Raw genomic sequence first — 20742 nt, forward strand, 5'->3', positions numbered from 1 at the left:
TCGAGGTTGCCAGGAGGAGAGACGATGAACGCCAAGTTGCTGGGGTGGATCCTGCTACCGATCGCCGGTCTGCTGCTCGTCGGGATGGTGGCGGTGTGGCTGCTACAGCAGCTCCTGGGCGTCGTGGTCTACCTGCTCGTCGGGGCCGTGGTGGTGGGCGGTGGGTTCTACCTCTACCAGCGGGTACGCCGGGAGGTCGGGCCGGGGACGCGGACCGGTAACCGGATCGAGGCGGCGTCGCGGACGTACCGCAACCGGGGCTGACGGCGGGGTACGCGGGGCGAGGACCCGGTCGGCGGAGGTCGGCACCAGCAGGTCGGCGATGGCCTGTACGCACCGCCGCCCGGCGTGGCCGTCCCCGAAGGGGGAGCCGCCGGGGTTGCGGTCCGGCCGGTCCAGCCGGTCGGCCACCGCTTCGACGATCCGATCAGGATCGGTGCCGACCAGGTCACCGAGGCGGTGTTGCACGATTTCCGGGCGTTCGGTGGTCTCCCTGGTCACCACCACGGGGACGCCGAGGCTGGCCGCCTCCTCCTGGAGTCCACCGGAGTCGGTGACGACCACTGTGGCCGCGCGCAGCAGGCCGATCATCTCCGGGTAGGGCAGCGGTGGGACGAGCCGGGCCTGGGGGACGTGTCCGAGACCGGCCCGTACCTGCTCGGCGAGGTGCGGGTTCGGGTGGGTGACCAGGGTCAGGTCGAGGTCCGGGTGCTCGACGGCGACCCGGGCCAGGGCACGGAGGACGTCGGCCATGCCGGTGCCCCAGTTCTCCCGACGGTGGACGGTGGCCACCACGAGGCGGCGTCGCGGGTCGACCCAGGACGGTGGTCGGGCCTGGCCCTCGCGCAGCAGGGTGTGCAGCGCGTCGACGACTGTGTTGCCGGTGACCACGATCCGGTGGGCGGGCACCCCCTCGGCGAGCAGGTTGCGCCGGGCGGTCGGGGTCGGGGCGAGGTGCAGGTCGGCGCAGCGGGCCACCATCGCCCGGTTGGCCTCCTCCGGGAACGGCTGTGCCACGTCGTGGCTGCGTAGCCCGGCTTCGAGGTGGATCACGGGGATCCGGTTCCAGAAGGCCACCAGGGCGCCGACGAGGGCGGTGGTGGTGTCGCCGTGCACCACCACCGCGTCCGGTCGGTGTCGTACGAGCACGCTCTCGATTCCGGTGGTGAGTTCGGCGGCGAGTTCGGCGAGGAGCCCGCTGCGTCGCCGGAGCGTGAGGGTGAGGTCCGCCTTGAGCCCGAAGGGGGCCAGGGCCTCGTCGACCCGGTCGGGTTGCTGTCCGGTGTCGAGCACCGTGGTGGTGAATCGCGGGTCGCGGCAGAGCAGGCGGACCAGTGGAGCGATCTTGACACCCTCGGGTCGGGTGCCCGCCAGAACCATGATGTCGGGTACGCCCGCCCTGCCGCGTCCCACGGGTCAGCTCCGGGCGGCGGCGCGGCGGCGCCGGTGCAGGAGGATGCCGCCACCGGTGCCGGCGGCCAGGGCGCTCAGGCCCAGGGCGATCGGCGCTCCGGCGAGCGGGATCACCGGGATCGGCGGGGCGATCGCGTTCGGGCCGCAGCCGGCGCTGCCGACGGTGATTCCGGCGAGGCTGCCGCCGAGGGCGGTGAGGTTCAGCGCGGTCACCGTCAGCTGTCCGGTGCCGGAGCTGGTCTGCCCGTTGAGGGTGAGGTCCAGCAGACCCGGGATGCTCAGCCCGGTGTTGGGCGCCGGGTTGGCCGGCAGGGAGAGCAGGGTCGTCGGGATCCCGAGCACCGTCGACACGATGCGCGCGTTGACCAGGCTGGCGCTGCCGGTGGCCGACGGGCTGCTGGTCGCCGTGCAGGAGGAGTAGAGCGCGTCGGCGACGAGCGTGATGGTGGCCAGGCCGTTGGTGCCGAGGACCAGGTTGACAGCGGCGCCGGGCGTCGCGGTGCACGAGCCGCCGACACCGATGGTGATGGAGCCGCCGGCGCCCAGGACCCCGGCGCAGGCGGCGGAGGTGCCGTCGTTGAACGCCCGGACCGCCTGCCCCAACACCCCGGCGGTGATGACCGTCTGGGTGCCGAGCACCGTCAGCGGCGGGTTGACGTTGCCGGAGATCGACTCGGTGGTGCCGTCGTTGGTGGCGCTCGCCGACCCGGAGCTGGCCAGGCCGCCGCCGAGCAGGCTGATCTGGAGGGCGGAGGCCGTCGACTGTGAGGTGTCGGCCATCGCCGGTGACGCGGCCAACACGGCCATCGCCAGTCCACCGACCAGTGCGGTCGCCACCCGGGTGAGACCCGGTCCTACGTTGCGCATGTGAGAGCTCGCTTCCTGTCGCTGTCGCTGCTGTTGGTGGTGGTGGGGTGGGGGCGGTTCATCGGGGTGTTCTGGGTGGGTGGCTGGGCGACCGGGACACTGGCCCGGATCACCAGGGGACCGGCCGGCCGGACGGCCCGCCGGGGTAGCACGGACCCGGCGGCGGCCGGACCCGTGGCGGCCTGGCCGGCGGTGGCCTGGCCGGTGGCGGACGGGCTCGTGGCGGCCTGACCAGTGGGGGACGGCCTCGTGACGGCCGGGCGCGTGGCGGTCACCCGGGCGGGAGCGACGCCGGTGGTCGCCGGGGCGTCGGCGGCGGTGGTGGGCGCGGGGTCGGTGGCGCGGGCGGTCTTGTGCCATTCCGAGCGGGCGGTGAGCATCCGGCCGAGGGCGACCCAGACGGCCACCGACTGCACGTAGCTGTAGAGCCAGTGACCCACGCCCAGGCCGAGCGCCGCGGTGACCGACAGGTGTGGCTCGCACCGGTTGCGGTAGACGAGCCCCCAGACCGCGAAGGGGCCGACGCCGAAGAGCGCCACCAGGGGGAGCAGCCCCCACCCGCCGGAGGTCCACCAGCCGGCGACGCCGCCGGTGGTCTGGCTGACATACCAGCCGAGTACGCCCAGGCAGCCGAGGTAGACGGGGGTGCCCACGAGTTGGCACCAGGGCGCGGCGAGGAAGTGGGAGATCTCCATGATGGCGGAGTTGCTGATCCGCCGGGAGTTCAGCACCGAGGCCAGGTACCTGCCGCACTGCATGGATCCCTGGGCCCAGCGGGCGCGTTGCCGGATCAGTGGTCTGACCCGGGTGAGGGCCTCCTGGGCCACCCAGCTCTCGGCGCAGTACTCCGTACCGCCGCCCTGCAACAGGATGTGCAGGCCCAGCTCGAAGTCCTCCAGCAGCGCCCCGTGCCAGGGGGTGCCGTGTTCCGCGCCGAGTCGGTTGAGCAGGGAGAGTCGGGTGAACTGGCCGTTGCCGCCCATGGCGACGCTGCGGGTGTGGCGACGCAGCGACTGCATGGCCGCGATGGGGGCGCGGAACTCCATGTCCTGCAACCGGACCAGCAGCCGGCCCCATCGGCCCAGGCCGGGAGTGGGGCGGGCGCACTGGATCATGCGGACCTCGATCTGCACGGCGGCGACGGCGTCGTTGCCGAAGTACCGGGGTCCGGCGAGGGCGGAGCGACACCGGGGGTCCAGGTAGCTGTCGGCGTCGAGGACGCCGACGATGGTCCGGTCGAGGTCGGCGTCGGGCGGGAGGTGGTCCTGGACGGCCCGCCAGGCGGCGTTGAGTGCCGCTCCCTTGCCCTGGACGGCGTCGGGGCGGCGTCGGGTGATCACCCGGACCCGGGGGTCGGCGACGAAGGAGTGCAGGACCGTGCCGGTGCCGTCCTCGGAGGCGTCGTCGACGCACCACACGGTGACGTCCGGCATGTCGTGCAGGAGTCGGCGCAGGGTCGTGGCGACGACTGTTGCCTCGTTGCGGCACGGCACGATGACGTGCCAGTCGAAGCGGGTGTGGTCGCCGCCGGGCGACCGGGTGGTGCGCAGGTGGAGTACGAGGATGCTCAGCACGTAGGCGCAGAAGTAGACGCAGAGCAGGAAGGCGACGGTGTTCAGCACGGCCAGGGACTGGATCTCAACGGGCACTGCTGAGCCTCCCCGGTCTGCGTCCGCTGCCGACCAGGAGCAGGAAGACGATGGCGACCGCGATGAGCCCGACGGTGCTGATGGCCGAGCCGATCAGGACGTGGCTGCGCTGGTAGCCCAGCTCGAATCCCCACAGCTGCATCGCCGCGACGACGGCGGCGAGCCGGACCTGGTTGACGGTGACCAGCAGGGCGACAGCGAGGGAGACCGCTATCGCGGCGCGGGGCAGGGTGAGGCGTCGGAAGCCCACCAGCAGGGACGCCAGGACGAACGGTGGGATCAGGAGCATGGCCACCGAACAGCCGGTGGAGACCAGGAATCCGACCCAGCGTTGGTCCAGCGGGAAGGTCACCGCCGCCCCGACCGAGGTGCTGTCGGCCAGCCCGATGGCAGCGACCAGGCGGGCGTTGAGCCACGCCTCGGCCACTGCCACGTCGTGCCACCGTTGGAACAGCGTGATCCCCAGTGCGATCCCGCAGGCAGCTCCGAGGAGGGCGCGTCCCCAGTGGAGCACCGTGGTACGGCTCACCGAGACCGGCCGGCGTACGTGGCGAGCCAGAGTGACGCGCCGAGCACCACCAGTCCGATTCCCACGAGCAACCAGGACTGGACCGCCGCGCCGGTGGTGGCCAGGCCGCCGCCGATCGACGGTCCTTTAGTCGGAACCCCGTACATGTGTCTCCACCCCTCCGGTAGGGCACGTTCGTCATCTACCGACGGAAACATACCGGGAGGATTCGGACATTAGGGGCGAGAATGGTGAAGGTGAGAAGAGGTCGCTTCGTCCGGGGCGGGTCCCGTCGGACGGGAGGTGCCGAACCGGCGTTCGCGCCGCCCGAAGGTGGGTCAGCCCGCTGGAACGCCGGGGGTCGGGAGGGCGGACTCGGCGTCCAGGCGTCGGCAGGCGTCGTGGTCGGGCAGGCGACCCCGGGCGAGCAGGTCGTCGAGGCCGGGGGCGGCCCGGTCCCGGTCCGAGAGGATCGGATCGGCGACCGGCCAGGCCACGCCCAGTCGCGGGTCGAGCGGGTGTACGGCGTGCTCCCGCTCGGGTTGGTACGTCGTCGAGCACAGGTACGACACCACCGCCTCCTCGGACAGGGCGCAGAACCCGTGCCCGAGTCCCTCGGCGAGGAAGACGGCACGCCTGTCGACGTCGTCGAGCACCACCGACTCCCAGCGGCCGAAGGTCGGCGAGCCGACCCGCAGGTCGACCACGACGTCCCAGATCCGTCCCCGGACACAGCAGACGTACTTCGCCTGACCGGGCGGCACGTCGGCGAAGTGCAGTCCCCGGACCACCCCCTGGCCGGAGGTGCTCAGGTTGCCCTGCCGGAACCGGACGGTCCGACCGGTGGCCGCCGCCAGATGGTCGACCCGGAGCCACTCCAGGAAGCTGCCCCGGGCGTCGCGGTGCTGGGGCGGGGAGACCTCCCAGGCCCCGTCGACGGCCAACGGACGGATCTTCATGCCGACTCCCCGACGGTGCTGGTCACGGGTCCGGGCTCGGCGAGCAGCCGCAGGAGGTAGTCGCCGTACCCGCTGGCCCGCAGCGGTGCGGCGAGCGCCCGTAGCTGTTCGTCGTCGATGAAGCCGCAGCGCCAGGCCGCCTCCTCGACGCAGCCGATCTTCTGGCCCTGTCGGTCCTCGACGACCCGTACGTACTCCGAGGCCTGGACGAGATCGTCGAAGGTGCCGGTGTCGAGCCACGCCGTGCCCCGACCAAGCACCGAAACCCGCAATTCCCCCCGGCGTAGGTACTCCTGGTTCACCGCCGTTATCTCCAGTTCACCACGCGCACTCGGGCGAAGTTCGCGGGCAATTTTCACGGCCGATGAATCATAGAAGTAGAAACCCGGAACGGCGTACGGGGAGCGGGGGTGGGACGGCTTTTCCTCAATGGACAACGCCCGCCCCGACGAGTCGAACGTGATCACTCCGTACGCCGTGGGATCCGCCACCGCGTACGCGAAGATGTGGCCGCCCGACACCGGGTGCAGGGTCCGCAGGTGCCGACCGAGGCCCGCCCCGTGCAGGAGGTTGTCGCCGAGGGCCAGCGCCACCGAGTCGCCGGCCAGGAAATCCTCGGCGATCAGCAGGGCCTGCGCGATGCCGCCAGGGCGGGGCTGGGGTGCGTACCGCAGCCGGATGCCCCACTGGGAGCCATCGCCGAGGAGCCTGCGGAACTGCTCCTCGTTGTCCGGGGTGGTGACGACCAGGGTCTCCCGGACGCCGGCCATCATCAGTGTGGTCAGCGGATAGTAGATCATCGGTTTGTCGAACACCGGCATGAGCTGCTTCGACATCGCGCGGGTCAACGGCCACAGACGTGAACCGTTTCCGCCCGCCAGGAGTACGCCCCGCATAACGGTCATGGTAGGGGCGGTGAAGTGTGTTTCCGGCCATTGCTCTCCGCGTGTCGAAAGTGAGACGGCGTCCATTCCGTACGGGCTGACATAGCCTGTGGGAGTGCGAATCCTGGTCACCGGCGGAGCCGGATTCATCGGCTCACACTTCGTTCGTGGCGTCCTGTCGGGCGGTCTCACCGACCTGGCCGACGCCACCGTCACCGTCCTGGACCTGTTCACCTACTGCGGCAACCCGGCGAACCTGGCACCCGTGACCGGCGACCCCCGGCTGCGGGTGGTGCCCGGCGACATCCGGGACACCGGTCTGCTCGACCGGGTCGTCCCCGGACACGACGCCATCGTCCACTGCGCCGCCGAGTCCCACGTCGACAGGTCGATCGCCGGTGCCGGGATCTTCGCCGGCACCAACGTCCTCGGCACCGCCGAACTGCTCGAAGCCGCCCTCCGACACCGGGTCGGCCGGTTCGTGCACGTCTCCACCGACGAGGTGTACGGCAGCATCGACCACGGCTCGTGGCGGGAGGACACGCCCCTCGCCCCGAACTCCCCGTACGCGGCCAGCAAGGCCGGTGCCGACCTGATGGCGCTGGCCTTCCACCGCACCCACGGGCTGCCGGTCGTGGTGACCAGGGGCTCCAACACCTACGGGCCCTACCAGTACCCGGAGAAGCTCGTCCCCCGCTTCGTCACCAACCTGCTCGACGGGCGGCCGGTGCCGCTCTACGGCGACGGCGGCAACGTCAGGGACTGGATGCACGTCGACGACCACGCCCGGGGGCTGGCGCTGGCCCTGCGGCACGGCCGGGCGGGCCGGGTCTACCACCTGGGCGGCGGCACGGAGCTGACCAACCGGGAGCTGACCGAGCGGCTGGTCGCCGCCTGCGGGGCGACCTGGGACAGCGTCCGGTACGTCCCGGACCGGCAGGGACACGACCGCCGCTACTCCCTGGACACCTCCGTCTCCCGTGAGGAGCTGGGGTTCGTCCCCGCCACATCGTTCGACACCGGTCTCGCCGAGACCGTGCTGTGGTACCGGGAGCACCGGTCGTGGTGGAGCGGGGCGGACCCGGAGGTGCCGGTGGCCCGGGTGGGGCTGGAGTCGGCCACCCCGCTGGCCGACGGGGACCGGCAGTGACCCGCTGGCTGGTCACCGGTGCCGCCGGGATGCTCGGGCGGGACCTGGTGGCGGCGTTGACCGAGACCGGCGCGGTGGTGACGGCAGCGGACCGCAGCACCCTCGACGTCACCGACGCCGGGGCGGTGGCCGACGCGGTGCCCGGCCACGACGTGGTGGTCAACGCCGCCGCCTGGACCGACGTCGACGGCGCCGAGCAGGCCGAGGCCGAGGCCACCGAGGTCAACGGGGTGGCGGTGGGACACCTCGCCCGGGCCTGCGCGACGACGGGGGCGGTCCTGCTCCAGGTCTCCACCGACTACGTCTTCGCCGGGACCGTCGGTGCCCCGTACGCCGAGGACGCCCCGACCGGCCCGGTCAACGCGTACGGGCGGAGCAAGCTGGTGGGGGAGGAGGCGGTCCGGCGGTGGCTGCCCCGACGCGGCTACGTGGTCCGGACCGCCTGGCTGTACGGCGCCCACGGTCCCAGTTTCGTGGCCACCATGCTCGACCGGGCCGCCCGACAGTCGCACGTCGACGTGGTCGACGACGTCACCGGTCAGCCGACGTGGACGACGGCGCTGGCCGGTCAGCTGGTGGCGTTGGGGCGGGCCGCGCACGCGGGCCTCGCGCCCCCGGGCACCTACCACGGGACCGGTGCGGGGCGGACCACCTGGTACGGGCTGGCCAGAGCGGTCTTCGACCTGGCCGGGCTCGACGTCGACCGGGTCCGGCCGGTGTCGCGGCATCGGTTTCCCCGTCCGGCCCTGCGCCCGGTCCGGACCGACCTCGGGCACGCCCGGTGGGGCGAGGGCGGGGTGCCACCGCAGCCGCACTGGCGCGAGCAGGTGCGGTCCGCGCTGGCCGGGGCGGTCTTCGCCGACCTCGGCCGGGCGGCGCGGGCGGCGGAGCCGACGCTGGTCGGCACCCCGGCGCTGCCGGGTCGAGTCCCGGGGTGAAGCCCGATCCGTCTGGACGTCGGTGACGACGGTTCCACTGTGCTCGCCGACGGGTGCCCGGGAGGGCCCCGCCGGCAGGGGTGTCGGACCGGTCGGTCGCCTGCGCCGCCGGTGACCCGGGCGGCGCAGGCCGGGATCACCGTCCTACGGGCACCGGCTGCTCCGTCAGGGGCCGGTACGTCCGCTGGGTGCCGGTGCGGCGTCGACGGGTCTCCCGGACGGTGAGCTGCACCCCTTCGGCGAGCCCGATGGTGGGCCGCCAGCCCAGGCGTTGCAGGGCCTTGCCGCTGTCCAACGCCATCCGACGGATCTCGCCCCCCTCGGGGTGCGTCTCGTACCGGGGCGCGAGGTCCGACCCGACTGTCGCCGCGACCGTCCGGTACAGGTCGTTGATGCTCGTCTGCCGGGCCGTGGCGATGTTGACGAGCCCCGCCCCCGGGTGGTGACAGGCGCGGGCGACGGCGTCGACGACGTCGCTGATGTGCACGAAGTCGCGGGTCTGCTCGCCGTCGCCGTAGATGGTGGGCCGGTCGCCGTCGAGCAGCGTCTCGGTCAGCACCGACACGACGCCGGGGTTGCCGTCGACGCGTCCGGGGCCGTAGACGTTGCCCAGGGCCAGGGCGGTGAAGGCGAGTCCGTGTTCGCGGCGGTACCAGTCGAGGTAGCAGACCCCGACGGCCTTGCTGATGCCGTACGGGCTGGTCGCGGCCAGGGCGCGGTCCTCGCGTACCGGGAGGGCCTCCGGGGGGACCATCCCGTAGACGGCGCTGCTGGCGGCGTAGACGAACAGTTTCACGCCACTGTGGGCGCAGGCGTCGAGGACGTTGATGGTGCCGAAGATGTTGACGTCGGCGTCGAAGAGTGGGGCCTCCTGGGCGGCCGGGACGCTGCTCTGCGCGGCGAGGTGGACGACCACCTCCGGTTCCCACTCGTGGATGACGTCGACCGCCTCGGCGGTCCGGATGTCGCCTTCGAGGACGTCGGACTCCTTGAGCCCGCCGTACGCGGCGTCGGCGAGGTTCTCGATGTGGCCGGTGGAGAAGTCGTCGACCACCCGGACGTGGCTGCCCATCAGCATCAGCCGGGCGACGACGCTGCTACCGATGAACCCGGCCCCGCCGGTGACCAGCACTCGGCTCGGCACCGAGTTGCCCGGTAGGGACGGCTTCGCCATCGACGGTACTTCCATCGTGAGACTCCTTGGCGGCGGTCTGGCCGGTTCTGGCATCGGCCCGGATGGGCCGGACTGAACCGTGATGGTGTGATTCTGGCACATTAAAAACCGATGTGTCCGGATTTGCGGATCTGAATAACCTTTGTTTTGTCACTAATCTACTTCTTATTCCGGTAAATGGACGATAGTGCCCTTCGGGTGCCTTTCGGCGTTAAGCAGGTGCAGCTGTCAGGAGGTGCACGACGTGGATCAGCCCCCGGTCACCACACCCAGGGGAAACGGGATGAGCGGAACGGCCACCGAGCCGGTCTGCCGCAACACCGCAGCGTCCCTGCTCGACGGCGACCGCCGGAGCCCCCGGGTACCGGGAGTGCGCGCCCCCGGCCAGCGCCGGACCCGGGTCATGGTCGTGGAGCCGTACGACGGCACCGCCCCACCCGACCGACTCGACGACGAGTTCGACGTGGTCCTGCGGATCCCCGCACCGATGCCGGGGGAGGGGCTGACCGCGGTCCTGGGTCGGGTCCGCCCCCAGGTGCTGCTGCTCAAGCACTCGTTGGAGAACATCGACGAACCCACTGTGGCGGTCTGCCGGGAACTCGGCGTGGAGATCCTCGTGCTGGCCCGCCCGGTCTACGGGCTGCTGCACACCCCCAGCCTGCGCCGCTTCGGCGGGCTGCCCTGGATCCGACTCCGCTCCGGTCCGCCCCGGGGCACCGGCGAGGGCCTCAAACGCTGCTTCGACCTGACGGCGATCGCCGTCGGCGCCGTACTGGCCCTGCCCGTCATGCTCGCCATCACCGTCGTCATCTCGTTCACCGGGCCGCCCTTCTACCGCCAGCAGCGGGTCGGCGCCGGTGGCCGGATCTTCCACGTGATCAAGTTCCGGACCATGCGGACCGGCGCCGAACGGGACACCGGCCCGGTGCTCGCCCAGCCGGACGACGTCCGCGTCACCCGGATCGGCCGGTTCCTGCGCCGCTCCCGCCTCGACGAACTGCCCCAGCTGTGGAACGTGCTGCGCGGCGACATGAGCCTGGTCGGCCCGCGCCCGGAGCGACCGGAGTTCATCGCCGAGTTTCGCCGGATGCCCCACTACGACCTGCGGCACCTGGTCCGGCCCGGCCTGACCGGCATCGCGCAGCTCACCGGCGGCTACGCGGCCACGGTGGAGGACAAGCTCCGCTGCGACCTGCTCTATCTGAACTGCCGGTCGCTGCGGGTCGACCTCACCCTGTTGGCGTTGACCGTCCTGGAGCTGCTGCGGGGGTTCCCGCGTGGCTGAACCGAGCGGGGGCGCGGGTGGCCGCCTGACCCGCAACACCCTCAGCATGCTGGGCGCCCGCGTCGTCATGGCGGTGGCCGGCCTGGTCACCCTGCCCGTCGTGTACGGGCACCTCGGCCCCGCCGAGTTCGGCGTCTGGGTGCTGCTGTCCGGGCTGCTCGCCATGGGCGCCGTCCTCGACCTCGGACTCGGGTCGGCCCTGGTCCGGGAGGTCGCCGGCACCGACAGCGACCCGGTGACAGTCCGTCGGCTGCTCGGACTGGGACTGGGCTGGGGCCTCCTGCTCGGACTGCTCCTGCTCGGTGTCCTGGCCACCGGGTGGCCCTGGCTCAGCGGGCTGCTGCGGCTGGGCGACCTCACCCGGGAGGCCTGGCACGCCACCCTGTGGCTGCTGCTCGGGGTGGTCGCCGGCGGCGTCGAGGTGCCCTGGCGGGCGATGCTCGAGGGAGTCCAACGGTACGGCGCCCTCGCGGTGGTCACCGCCGTCACCGCCGTGCTCGGGGCGACAGTGACCGTCGTGGTGCTCCGCCTCGGCGGTGGACTCGTGGAACTGGCCGCCTGCACCGCCGGCACCGGGATCCTGCGGACCGTCCTGCTCGCCGTCGCGGCCGAGCGCGGCCACCGGCACCTGGCCCCCCGCTGGGGTCGACTGCCCCACCGGGACCTGCGCCGGGTCACCGGGTACGGGCTGCGCGTCCAGGTGACCAGCGGCACCGGGGCGATCAACGTCGAACTCGACAAACTGGTCCTCGGGGCCGCCTTCGGCCCGACAGTGGCCGGCTCGGCCGACCTCGGCGTCCGCCTGCTCAACCTGCTGCGCCTGCCGCCGAGCCTCGCCCTCCTGGTGATCTTCCCGGAGGCGGTCCGGCGTACCGCCGTCGAGGGACGGGCCTGGCTGGACGGCTTCTACCTCACCACACTGCGCTACCTGGCGATGGTGCTCGCCCCGGCGGCTGCCGCCCTGATGGTCGCGGCGGACCCGTTGGTCCGTCTCTGGCTGGGTCACCCGGTGCCCTGGGCCGGGGCGACGATCGCGATCCTCGCCCCGGCGTACGCGCTGAACCTGATCGCCGGCGCGGCGACGGTCACCGCCCGGGTGGAGAACCGCCCCGGTCTGGAGACCCGGTACGTCGTCCTGTCGGTGGCGATCAACCTCGCCCTGACGGTGCCACTGCTGGTCCTGCTGGGGCCGCTGGGCGTACCCCTGGCCACCTCGCTCGGGGTGGCGCTGGCCACCGGGTACTTCCTGACCCACTTCCACCGGGCCACCGCCCGCCCCGTCGGGCCGATGCTGCGGGTGCTCTGGCCCCCGGCCGCGGCGGCGACGGTCGCCGGGCTGGCCACCGCCGCCCTGACCGGCCTGCTGCCCGACGGGCCGGGCCGGGCCGGGGCGTTGTCGGCACTGACCAGCCGGGCAGCCGTGGTCCTCGCCCTCGCCGCGGCACTGCTGCTGCTCTGCGGCTACCTGCGCGCCGACGAGCGGACCCGGCTGCGGTCGGTGGCCGACGCCGCCCGATCCGTCGTCGTACCGGCCGGGGGAGGACGCCGGTGAGCATCGACGTGACCGCCCGCGCCTGCCTGACCTGCGGAACCGACAAGCCCCACCGGCCGTCCCTCGGCGGACGCCTGCGCCGGTGCCTGGGCTGCGGCCTCGGCTGGACGGTCCCCGACCCGGCCGAACCATCGGCCCGCTACGACCTGGACTACTTCACCGGCGGCGGCTACGAGGACTACTTCCTGGCCGCGCCCCGCCGGTTCGAGGCGGGTCGGCGGTTGCGGTGGTTGTCGTCGGTGGTGGGGCCGTCGGTGTTGGTGGAGGCGGGGTGTGCGGGTGGGTATTTCCTGGAGGCGGCGCAGGGTGCCGGTTTCACGGTGACGGGTGTGGAGGTGTCGCGGGCGGCGGCGGGGTTCGCTGTGGACCGGTTGGGGATGCCGGTGCGGCAGGGGTACTTCGAGCAGGTGGCGCCGTCGTTGCGGGCGGATGTGGTGTGTGCGTTCCACGTGTTGGAGCACGTTGATGATCCTCGGGTGTTCCTGCGGGCGGCGCGGGGGGTGTTGTCGCCGGGTGGGTGGTTGGCGTTGGAGGTGCCGAACATCGCGTCGGCGGCGGCGGACCGGCTCGGCCACGACTGGCCGGCCGTCGCACCCGAGTACCACCGCTGGCACTTCACCCCCGAGACCCTGACCCGGATGCTGCTCGACGCCGGATTCCAGGTGGTCTCCCACGACACGGTCTTCAGCAGGTTCTACTGGAAGCCCCTGCCCCGGCTGCGTCAGGCCCGCAACCTGCTGGTCGCCGACTGGGTGGCCTGCGGTTCACCCCGGATGCGGCACCCGCACCTCGGCGACCTCCTGAGGGTCTTCGCCCGCCGCGCGGACGGCAGGACACCCCGATGAGCGCCGCCGTCCGGCCCACCCTGTCCATCCTGTTGACCAGCTGGAACACCAGGGAACAGACCCGGCTGTGTCTGGAGTCGCTGGCCGAGACGGTCGACCCGGACCTCGACTACGAGGTGGTGGCCGTCGACAACGCCTCCCGCGACGGCTCGGCCGAGATGCTGGCCGACTGGCCCCGGGTGCAGCTCATCCGCAACGACCGGAACCGGGGCTTCGCCGCCGCCGTCAACCAGGCGTACCGGCGTTCCCGGGGGGAGCTGGTCCTGCTCCTCAACAGCGACATCCACTTCCACCCCGGCGCCCTGTCCCGGATGCTCGGGTTCCTGCGGGACAACCCCGACGCCGCCGGGGTGAGCCCGCTCTACCTCAACCCCGACGGCAGCTTCCAGCAGCACTACGTGCAGCTGCCCAGCTTCCCGGCGACCCTGGCCCTGGTCACGGTCCTGCGCCGGGTGCCCGGGTTCCGGCAGGCCCTGCACACCTTCCAGATGCGGGGCCAGGACTTCAGCCGACCCCGCCGCCTCGCCTCCGGCAGCTGCATGATGCTGCGCCGCAAGGTCCTGGAACCCGACGACGTCTTCGACGAACGGTTCCCCGTCTACTGGAACGACGCCCTGCTCGCCCGCCGCCTCGACGAGGCCGGACACCAGGTGTGGATGATTCCCGACGCGGCGGTCAGCCACGTCCGGGGCGCCTCCTGCCGGTTGCTGGGCCCCGCCATCCGCCACCGGCACCTGCTCGGCAGCCTGGTCGGCTACCTGGGGCTGACCCAGCCCCGACACCGGGTGGCCCTGTTCCGGCAGGTGGTGCTCGCCGACCACCTGCTGAAGGTGGTGTGTGGACGACAGGTGCAGCTCGGCCTGCCCGACCTGCGGGCCGCCCTGCGCGGCGACGTGGGACCGCTGCCCGACGGGGACATCCGGGACTGGCTGATCGTGTTCACCAGGGACGCCTGGCCGGCCCCGAACGCCCGGGCGGCGGCCGAGCAGGCCAACGTCGGTGGTCGGCTGCTCCTGGTCGACCCCCCGGCCGACCGACCCCGGTGGCGCAGCGACGTCGTCGCCCTCGACGGGGCCCGGTGGCGGCTCACCCCGCCGACCGCACTGCCCTTCGGTGACCGGTTTCCCGTCGCCGACCGGATCAACAGGCGGGTCGCCGCCGGGGCCGTACGCCGGTGGCTCGACCGGCAGGCCGGGGTCCGGTTCCTGCGGCTGGACGACCACCGGGCCCGCCCCGTCCTCGGCCGGGTCGGTGAGGACGAGGTCGTGACGGCCCCGGCCCGGGTGCCGGTGGGGCAGCGGGTGGGCCATGACTGAGCTGACCACCCGGCCGGACCCCACGGCGTCCGGGGCCGAGCCGGGTCGGGCCGCCCCGTGGGTGGTGCTGTTCAGCGCCACCCCCTGGCGTGGCGGTGCCCACCGGCAGCACGCCCTGGCCCGGGAACTCACCGCCGACCACCGGGTGCTCTTCGTCGACCCGCCCGGCGGGTACCCCCGGTGGCGGACGACGGTGGCCCGGGTCGACAGGGCGCTCTGGCACGTCGTACCGCCCACCGCCGTGCCCCTGGGCCGTCACCTCCCGGTCGGCAACCTCGTCAACCGGTGGGTGGCCGTCGCGGCGCTGCGCCGATGGCTGCACCGCGACGGTGGGCACGTACGCCTGCTCTGGCTGGACGAGGACCTGGCGGCGCCCTGCGCCGCCCGGCTCGCCGCCGCCGCCGTCGTCTACGACGCCACCGACCTGGACTGGACTTTCACCAGGTGGTGGAACCGTGGGCACCTGCGTCGCAACCTCGCCCGGGCGGTGGCCTCCGCCGACCTGGTGCTCGCCTCCTCGACCGCCCTCCCGGAGCGGATGCCCCCGCTCGGCCCGACCCCCGTGGTGCTGCCCAACGGCTGCGACCCGACCCACTTCGCCCCCGACGGCCCGACCGCGCCCGAGGTGGACCGACTCCAGGGCCCGGTCGTCGGCTACTGCGGGGCGGTGGACACCCGGGCCTTCGACGCCGACCTCGTCGCCGCCGTGGCCCGGTCCCGACCCGAGTGGACGTTCCTGCTCGTGGGGCCGAGCACCCGTGCCGGGCGGGCGCCGCTGCGCGGGTTGCGCAACGTGGTGCTCACCGGCCCGGCCGGGTACGGCGACGTGCCGGAGCTGCTGCGCGGCTGTGACGTGACCGTCATCCCGTACCGGGTCGGGGGGCGGATCGACTACGTGCACCCGAAGAAGTGCTACGAGTACCTCGCCCTGGGCAAGCCGGTGGTGGCGACCCCACTGCCGGCGTTGCGGGACCTGACCGACGTCGTCAGGCTCGCCGCCGGCCCGGAGGCGTTCACCGAGGCGATCACTGCCGCCCTCGACGTCGCCGACGTGCCGGAGGAGGTCGCCCGACGGCGGGCGGTGGCGCTGGAGAACAGGTGGGCCGTACGGGGCCGACACCTGCGGGGCCTGCTGGAAGGGCTGCCCCGGTGAGGCGGGCCGTCGCTCTGGCCGGTGTGGTGCTCACCGGCTTCGTCCTCGGTGCCGTCGTGTCGGTGCTGTTGATGCTGCCCGGGGTGGGTGCGCTGGTGGGCGCGGGTGCCGTGGTGATCCTCTTCGTGTTCCTGCTCTGGCCGTGGGCGGTGCTGCCGGTCGGGATCCTCGGCGGGGCGACCGTCGGTGGGGTCGTCGGTGGGGGGGACGTCAGGGTGTACGTCGCCACCCACCTGGTGCTCCTGGCGGCGGGGGTGGTGGCCCTGGTCGTGCGGCGCTGGCTCGGCGTCGACCCGAAGGGGCGGCGGACCGTCGCCGACGTGGGGATGCTGGCCCTTGTCGGACTGACGATCGTGGCCGCCGGGTACGGGCTGGCGGTCGGCAACCTGCCCACCGAGGTCCTGGTCGCCGGCTACCAGATCGCCATCCTGCCCCTCTACTTCTTCCTCGCCACCCACACCCTCACCACCACCCGACGGCTGGTCGCGGCCGGGGCGCTGTACGTGGTCGTGGCGACCGGGTTGACCGCGGTGTCGATGACCCAGCCGGGGCGGCACGGTGGGCTGCTCACCCTCCTGGCGATCCCCCCGCTGGTGTTCATCGCCGGTCGGGTACGGGGCTGGCGGCGGGTCGTCGCGGTGTCGCTGGCCGGGTTCTTCGCCGCCGACGTGTTGCTGGCCTCGTACCGGGGGATCTGGTTGGCCGCCCTGGTGACCATCGCGGTGATGCTGGTCTTCGGTGGGCGGGCGGTCCGCACCGGGCTGGCCGCGACGGCGGTGGCCGGGCTCGTGGTCGGTGGTCTGCTCGCCCTGCAACCCGGCGTGCAGGAACGCGCCCAGGAGATCGGCACCGGGCTGCAACAGTCCGCCGGGTACCGGGGGCCGGAGTCGGGTGTGGGTCTGGACGTCTTCGCCCAGCGTCCGGTGCTCGGTGCCGGGCTCGGCCAGTCCACCACCGACATCTACCTCGCCGATTTCGCCTTCACCGACGTCGGCCCGGTCTACCACGCCTACTACGTGACCCTGCTGGCCAACGTGGGGCTGGTCGGGCTGGCCCTGGTGCTCTGGCCGATCCTGCGCAGCGTCCGGGCCGGACTCGCCGCCCGGGACTCGCTCTCCGTGCCCTGCGCCGCCCTGTGTTGCGGGTTCCTCTGCGCCGCCCTGTTCGCCGCGCCGACCGACGGGCACTGGGAGTTGGGTCTGTTGCCCGCCCTGACCCTGCTCACCCTGCCGGTACGCGACCCCGGGCCGGTCGTGGCGGCGGCGATACCCGCTGCCCGGCGTCCCGAGGAGGTGGTGTGGCAGTGACCCGTCCCGACGCCACAGCCGTCGTGGTGACCCACAACTCGGCACGGCAGATCGTCGCCGCCCTGACCGCCCTGCGCGAGGCCGACCTGCCGGTACGACTCGTCGACAACGCCTCCAGCGACGACACAGTCGACCTGGTCCGGCGGCACTTCCCCGAGGTGACGGTGCTGCCCAGCGCCGAGAACCTGGGCTTCGCCGTGGCGGTGAACCGGGCTGCGGCAGGGGTCGACAGCGCGGTGCTGCTGCTCGTCAACCCGGACTGCGTCGTCCCACCCGGGACGGTGTCGGAACTGGTCCGGGCGGTGGCCGACCGTCCGGGGGTGGCCGGTCCCCGGTTGGTCGACGGGGCGGGTCGGGTCGCTGTCAGCGCCCACCCGTTCGAGACCCTGACCACTGTGGTGGCGAGCCGGTTCGGGGGGCTGCTGGTGCCGGTTGCGCTGCGCCGGTGGCTCTCGGGTCGGCAGCGCCGCGAGGCGTACGACGCCTGTCTGCGGGGTGCCCGGCCGACACCTGTGGACTGGGTGTCGGGGGCCTGCCTCGCCGTGCACACCGGCCTGTTCACCGCCGTCGGCGGTTTGGACGAGGCGTACTTCATGTACTACGAGGACGAGGAGTTCTGTCTGCAGGCCCGACGACGTGGGGCCGAGGTGCTGTACCTGCCGGGTGTGAGCGCCTGCCACACCGGTGGGGCCAGTAGCAGCGACCCGGTGTGGATCTGGCCCCACCTCTACCGCAGCATGCTGCTGTTCTTCAGCCGGCACCGGCCCCGGACCCGACACGCCGTACGCGCCGTCGTCCTGCTCCGGGCACTGGTCGGCATCGCCCTGGCCGGCGTACGGCTGTCCCTGCAACCACGGGCCGGGGTGGCCCGGATGCGGGCCTGGACCCGGGTGGGCCGCATCGCGGTCACCCGACTCCCCAGCGGAGGAAAGTTGTGATGCATGTCCTGACCACAGTCGTCGGCTCGCGGACCGAGCACTGGTGCGACCTGTTCGACGTCCTCTGCGAACGGCCCGGGCTGCGGCTCACCGTCCTGGCCGCGGACGTCTCCCCGGCCACCCGACGCGACTTCGACAGGCTGTCGCGCCGACACCCCCACTTCCACCCGAGGGTCGTGGCGCACCGCATCGGCGAGGGGCGCAGCGGACACATGGCCTCGGTGATGTTCCGAAGGCTGGGCTCGGCCGAACTTCCCGGTGAACCGCCCGACGTGGTGCACCTGATCGGTGAGGCCGCCTACCTGTCGACGTGGCAGGTCCTGCGGCGGTGTCGACGCCGGTGGCCGGGGGTGCCGACCACCCTCTACGCCGCGCAGAACGTGGTGACCCGGTTCCCGATGCCGTTCCCGCTGCTGGAGCAGGCCGCGTACCGGGCGGTCGACGTGATCCTGCCGATCACCCCGACCGCCCGGGACGTGCTGCGCGCCAAGGGATACCGGGGGGACACCCGGATCGTTCCACTGGGTGTGGACACCCGCAGGTTCCGCCCACCGGCCGACGCCGGCCGTTCCGGCCGGTTCACAGTCGGGTTCGTGGGCCGGTTCGAGCCGCACAAGGGGGTGCTGGAGCTGCTGCGGGCCGCCGAGATCGCCGACTGCGACGTGCTGCTGGTCGGGGACGGCAGCCTGACGCCCGACGTCGACCGGGCCGCCCGTCGGCGTCCCGGTCGCATCCGGCGGCACGCCTGGGTCGGCCACGACGACCTGCCCGCTCTGCTCGGCGGGATGAACGCCCTCGCGTTGCCCTCGGTGGAGGTGGTCCAGCGCAACGTCCTGCCCTGGGTCGGCGTACCGCTGCGCGAGCAGTTCGGCCGGGTCCTCGTCGAGGCGATGGCCTGCGGGGTGCCGGTGGTCGCCAGCGACGTCGGTGAGATCCCGTACGTCGTCGGCGACGCCGGTCTGATCTTCGGGGCCGGGGACGTGGCTGCCCTGGCCGACCGGCTCGTGCGGTTGCGCGACGAACCGGGGTTGGCCGACGACCTGTCGGCCCGGGGGCTGCACCGGGTCGACACCGAGTTCACCTGGGAGCGGGTCGCCGACCAGCTCTGTGAGGTCTGGGGTGCGCTGTCGACGCACGGTGCCCCGACCGGCCCGCTGGCGGACGACGTCCCCGCGGCGATGTGGAAGGCGAGGGCCTGATGGGAAGCTCGATAGACCTCAACGACCTGGTCAACGCCTCCTGGCGGCGGGTGGTCCTGCCCCTGCTCGGGCTCTGCGCCGGGCTGGCCGCCGCCCAGGCGGTGACCCCGGCGTTGCCGGCCCGCTACGAGGCGCAGGCCTCGATCCTGGTGGTGGCGAACCCGCCCGACGGCGACCGGCCGGCCGAGATGAGCCTTGCGCTGGCCCAGAACCTCGCCCCGACGGTGGCGAAGCTCGTCGGTTCGCGGGAGGTGGCGGTGGACGCGGCGAAGGCCCTGTCCCTGCCGGAGAAGGCTGTCGACGGCCACGTCCGGGGCACCTTCGAACCGGGCCTGCAGATCGTCACGGTACGGGCCGACGCCGACTCGGCGCAGCGGGCCGCCGCGATCGCCAACGCCGCCAGCCGGGCCGTACGCGGGCAGCTGACCCGGCTGGAACTCGGCGGGGACACCTCGGTCACCACCCGGGTGGTCGACACGGCCAGCCCACCGACGCTGCCCTCGTTCCCGAAGCCGCTGCTCAACAACGCGTTGGGGGCCCTGATCGGGCTGCTGGTGGGATGGGGGGCGACACTGCTGCGCGACCGGTTCGACGGGTGCGTACGCGACGTCGGGCAGATGGAGTCCCGGTTGGCCCTGCCTGTCGTCGGTGTCCTCCCACCGCTGCCCCGGCGCTTCGCCCGGCACCACGCCGGGGCGCTGTTCGCCCGCCCGGAGGTCGCCGACCGGACCCGGGCGACGGTCTCGGCGTTGAGCATGCTGAGCGCCCCGCTGAAGCGTCGACGGTTGCTGGTCACCAGCGTGCACGACGACGACGGGGCGGCGCTGGTGACCGCGCTGGTGGGCCTCGGGATGGCCGCCGAGCGGCGTCGGGTGACACTGGTCGACGGCACCGTACGGGATCCGGTGCTGTCCGGGCACTTCCCCGACGCGTCGTTCACCTGGCAGCAGGTCCTCGGTGACCACCGGACCCCGGTGGCGCTGGCCGGGCACCCGACCCTCACCGTCCTGCCCACCGATCCTCAGGAGAGCCTGACAGCGGACGGCACCGGGGACCTCGGTGAGCTGCTCGACCTGCTCGACGACACCGAGGACTCGGTGGTGGTACACGCGCCACCGGTGCTTGCCAGTTGCGACACCGCGACCCTGGCCCGGCACGTCGACGGGGTGTTGCTGGTGGTGGTGGCCGGTCGGACCCGGCTGACCGAGGCGGTCCGGGCGGCCCGGCTGCTGCGCCGGTTGAACCTGCCGTTGGCGGGGGTGATCGCCGTCGGTGCGGTGGACCACACCGGCCGTCGTCCCGTCGAGACGTCGGTGGTCGACACCGTCGCGCCGCCGATCCTGCGGGCCCTGACCGGACGGACCTCCGAGGTCACCCCCGTGGTGCCGGGGGGCCGCCGGGCGGCCCGGAACCGTCCCGCGGCGCCGTGCGTCACGACCGCCACCGAGCAGGCCACGCCCTCGGTCGAGCCCGACCACGGCGACCCGGTCGAGGTGTCCCCGGTGGAGCAACCTGTCGAGCCGCCGGTGGAGCGTCCGGTGGCTCCGGTGGCGGAGCGTCCGCTGGTGCCGGCGGCGGGGCAGCACCGGGCCTCCGCGAGGGTCC

Annotated in this window: 19 protein-coding genes; 11 read left to right on the forward strand and 8 right to left on the reverse strand. The window is 73.0% G+C overall.

Going from position 1 to position 20742, the window contains the following annotated elements; genetic code table 11:
• Positions 1 to 102 precede the first annotated feature (102 nt).
• The 7 genes from wecB to rfbA all read right to left on the reverse strand — a co-directional run bounded on the left by wecB (position 103) and on the right by rfbA (position 6292).
• Positions 103 to 1413, reverse strand: a complete 1311-nt coding sequence (gene wecB, locus ABT336_RS15320) for a non-hydrolyzing UDP-N-acetylglucosamine 2-epimerase (RefSeq protein ID WP_350897227.1) — start codon at positions 1411 to 1413, stop codon at positions 103 to 105.
• Positions 1414 to 1416: 3 nt separating this feature from the next.
• Positions 1417 to 2280 carry a choice-of-anchor P family protein gene (locus tag ABT336_RS15325; RefSeq protein WP_350897228.1) on the reverse strand — a complete coding sequence of 288 codons (864 nt, stop codon included), beginning with the start codon at positions 2278 to 2280 and terminating at the stop codon, positions 1417 to 1419.
• Entirely contained in the window at positions 2268 to 3929 is a 1662-nt protein-coding gene (locus ABT336_RS15330) for a glycosyltransferase (RefSeq protein WP_350897229.1), read from the reverse strand. Before ABT336_RS15330 ends, ABT336_RS15325 begins: the two co-directional genes overlap by 13 nt.
• The gene (locus tag ABT336_RS15335) at positions 3919 to 4458 is read right to left on the reverse strand and encodes a hypothetical protein (RefSeq protein WP_350897230.1); all 540 of its coding nucleotides are present in this window, start codon (positions 4456 to 4458) and stop codon (positions 3919 to 3921) included. The genes ABT336_RS15330 and ABT336_RS15335 overlap by 11 nt, the downstream gene beginning before the upstream one ends.
• Positions 4455 to 4604, reverse strand: coding sequence for a hypothetical protein (locus ABT336_RS15340; protein ID WP_350897231.1), 150 nt, complete (start codon positions 4602 to 4604; stop codon positions 4455 to 4457). The genes ABT336_RS15335 and ABT336_RS15340 overlap by 4 nt, the downstream gene beginning before the upstream one ends.
• A gap of 171 nt (positions 4605 to 4775) precedes the next feature.
• The gene (locus tag ABT336_RS15345) at positions 4776 to 5396 is read right to left on the reverse strand and encodes a dTDP-4-dehydrorhamnose 3,5-epimerase family protein (protein WP_350897232.1); all 621 of its coding nucleotides are present in this window, start codon (positions 5394 to 5396) and stop codon (positions 4776 to 4778) included.
• Complete coding sequence (gene rfbA, locus ABT336_RS15350; protein WP_350897234.1) at positions 5393 to 6292, reverse strand: glucose-1-phosphate thymidylyltransferase RfbA; 900 nt, start codon at positions 6290 to 6292, stop codon at positions 5393 to 5395. The genes ABT336_RS15345 and rfbA overlap by 4 nt, the downstream gene beginning before the upstream one ends.
• Positions 6293 to 6395: 103 nt before the next feature.
• Here rfbA and rfbB point away from each other — a divergent pair, with 103 nt between their 5' ends.
• Both rfbB and rfbD read left to right on the forward strand, forming a co-directional pair.
• Entirely contained in the window at positions 6396 to 7430 is a 1035-nt protein-coding gene (rfbB, locus tag ABT336_RS15355; RefSeq protein WP_350897235.1) for a dTDP-glucose 4,6-dehydratase, read from the forward strand.
• Positions 7427 to 8368: a dTDP-4-dehydrorhamnose reductase gene (gene rfbD, locus ABT336_RS15360; RefSeq protein ID WP_350897236.1), complete on the forward strand. Its 942-nt coding sequence runs from the start codon at positions 7427 to 7429 to the stop codon at positions 8366 to 8368. The genes rfbB and rfbD overlap by 4 nt, the downstream gene beginning before the upstream one ends.
• Before the next feature lie 136 nt (positions 8369 to 8504).
• Here rfbD and ABT336_RS15365 read toward each other — a convergent pair whose 3' ends face one another.
• Positions 8505 to 9557 (reverse strand): NAD-dependent epimerase/dehydratase family protein, encoded by a 1053-nt coding sequence (locus ABT336_RS15365; RefSeq protein ID WP_350897237.1) that lies wholly within the window; start codon positions 9555 to 9557, stop codon positions 8505 to 8507.
• 268 nt (positions 9558 to 9825) lie between these two features.
• On the opposite strand from ABT336_RS15365, the gene ABT336_RS15370 reads away from it, so the two are divergent.
• From ABT336_RS15370 to ABT336_RS15410, 9 genes are all read left to right on the forward strand, one after another.
• Positions 9826 to 10827, forward strand: a complete 1002-nt coding sequence (locus ABT336_RS15370) for a sugar transferase (protein WP_350897239.1) — start codon at positions 9826 to 9828, stop codon at positions 10825 to 10827.
• On the forward strand, positions 10820 to 12379 hold the full coding sequence (locus ABT336_RS15375; RefSeq protein WP_350897241.1) for a lipopolysaccharide biosynthesis protein: 1560 nt from the start codon (positions 10820 to 10822) through the stop codon (positions 12377 to 12379). Before ABT336_RS15370 ends, ABT336_RS15375 begins: the two co-directional genes overlap by 8 nt.
• Positions 12376 to 13224, forward strand: coding sequence for a class I SAM-dependent methyltransferase (locus ABT336_RS15380; protein ID WP_350897243.1), 849 nt, complete (start codon positions 12376 to 12378; stop codon positions 13222 to 13224). Before ABT336_RS15375 ends, ABT336_RS15380 begins: the two co-directional genes overlap by 4 nt.
• Positions 13221 to 14540, forward strand: a complete 1320-nt coding sequence (locus ABT336_RS15385) for a glycosyltransferase family 2 protein (RefSeq protein ID WP_350897245.1) — start codon at positions 13221 to 13223, stop codon at positions 14538 to 14540. The genes ABT336_RS15380 and ABT336_RS15385 overlap by 4 nt, the downstream gene beginning before the upstream one ends.
• The gene (locus ABT336_RS15390; protein WP_350897246.1) at positions 14533 to 15693 is read left to right on the forward strand and encodes a glycosyltransferase; all 1161 of its coding nucleotides are present in this window, start codon (positions 14533 to 14535) and stop codon (positions 15691 to 15693) included. Before ABT336_RS15385 ends, ABT336_RS15390 begins: the two co-directional genes overlap by 8 nt.
• On the forward strand, positions 15690 to 17000 hold the full coding sequence (locus tag ABT336_RS15395) for an O-antigen ligase family protein (protein ID WP_350897248.1): 1311 nt from the start codon (positions 15690 to 15692) through the stop codon (positions 16998 to 17000). Before ABT336_RS15390 ends, ABT336_RS15395 begins: the two co-directional genes overlap by 4 nt.
• On the forward strand, positions 16991 to 17938 hold the full coding sequence (locus ABT336_RS15400; protein ID WP_350897250.1) for a glycosyltransferase family 2 protein: 948 nt from the start codon (positions 16991 to 16993) through the stop codon (positions 17936 to 17938). The genes ABT336_RS15395 and ABT336_RS15400 overlap by 10 nt, the downstream gene beginning before the upstream one ends.
• Entirely contained in the window at positions 17938 to 19137 is a 1200-nt protein-coding gene (locus ABT336_RS15405; RefSeq protein WP_350897252.1) for a glycosyltransferase family 4 protein, read from the forward strand. The genes ABT336_RS15400 and ABT336_RS15405 overlap by 1 nt, the downstream gene beginning before the upstream one ends.
• A partial coding sequence (locus ABT336_RS15410) for a hypothetical protein (protein ID WP_350897253.1) occupies positions 19137 to 20742 on the forward strand: 1606 nt, incomplete at its 3' end. The genes ABT336_RS15405 and ABT336_RS15410, both read left to right, overlap by 1 nt.

The organism is Micromonospora sp. NPDC000207, from assembly GCF_040300925.1.
Taxonomy (GTDB): domain Bacteria; phylum Actinomycetota; class Actinomycetes; order Mycobacteriales; family Micromonosporaceae; genus Micromonospora.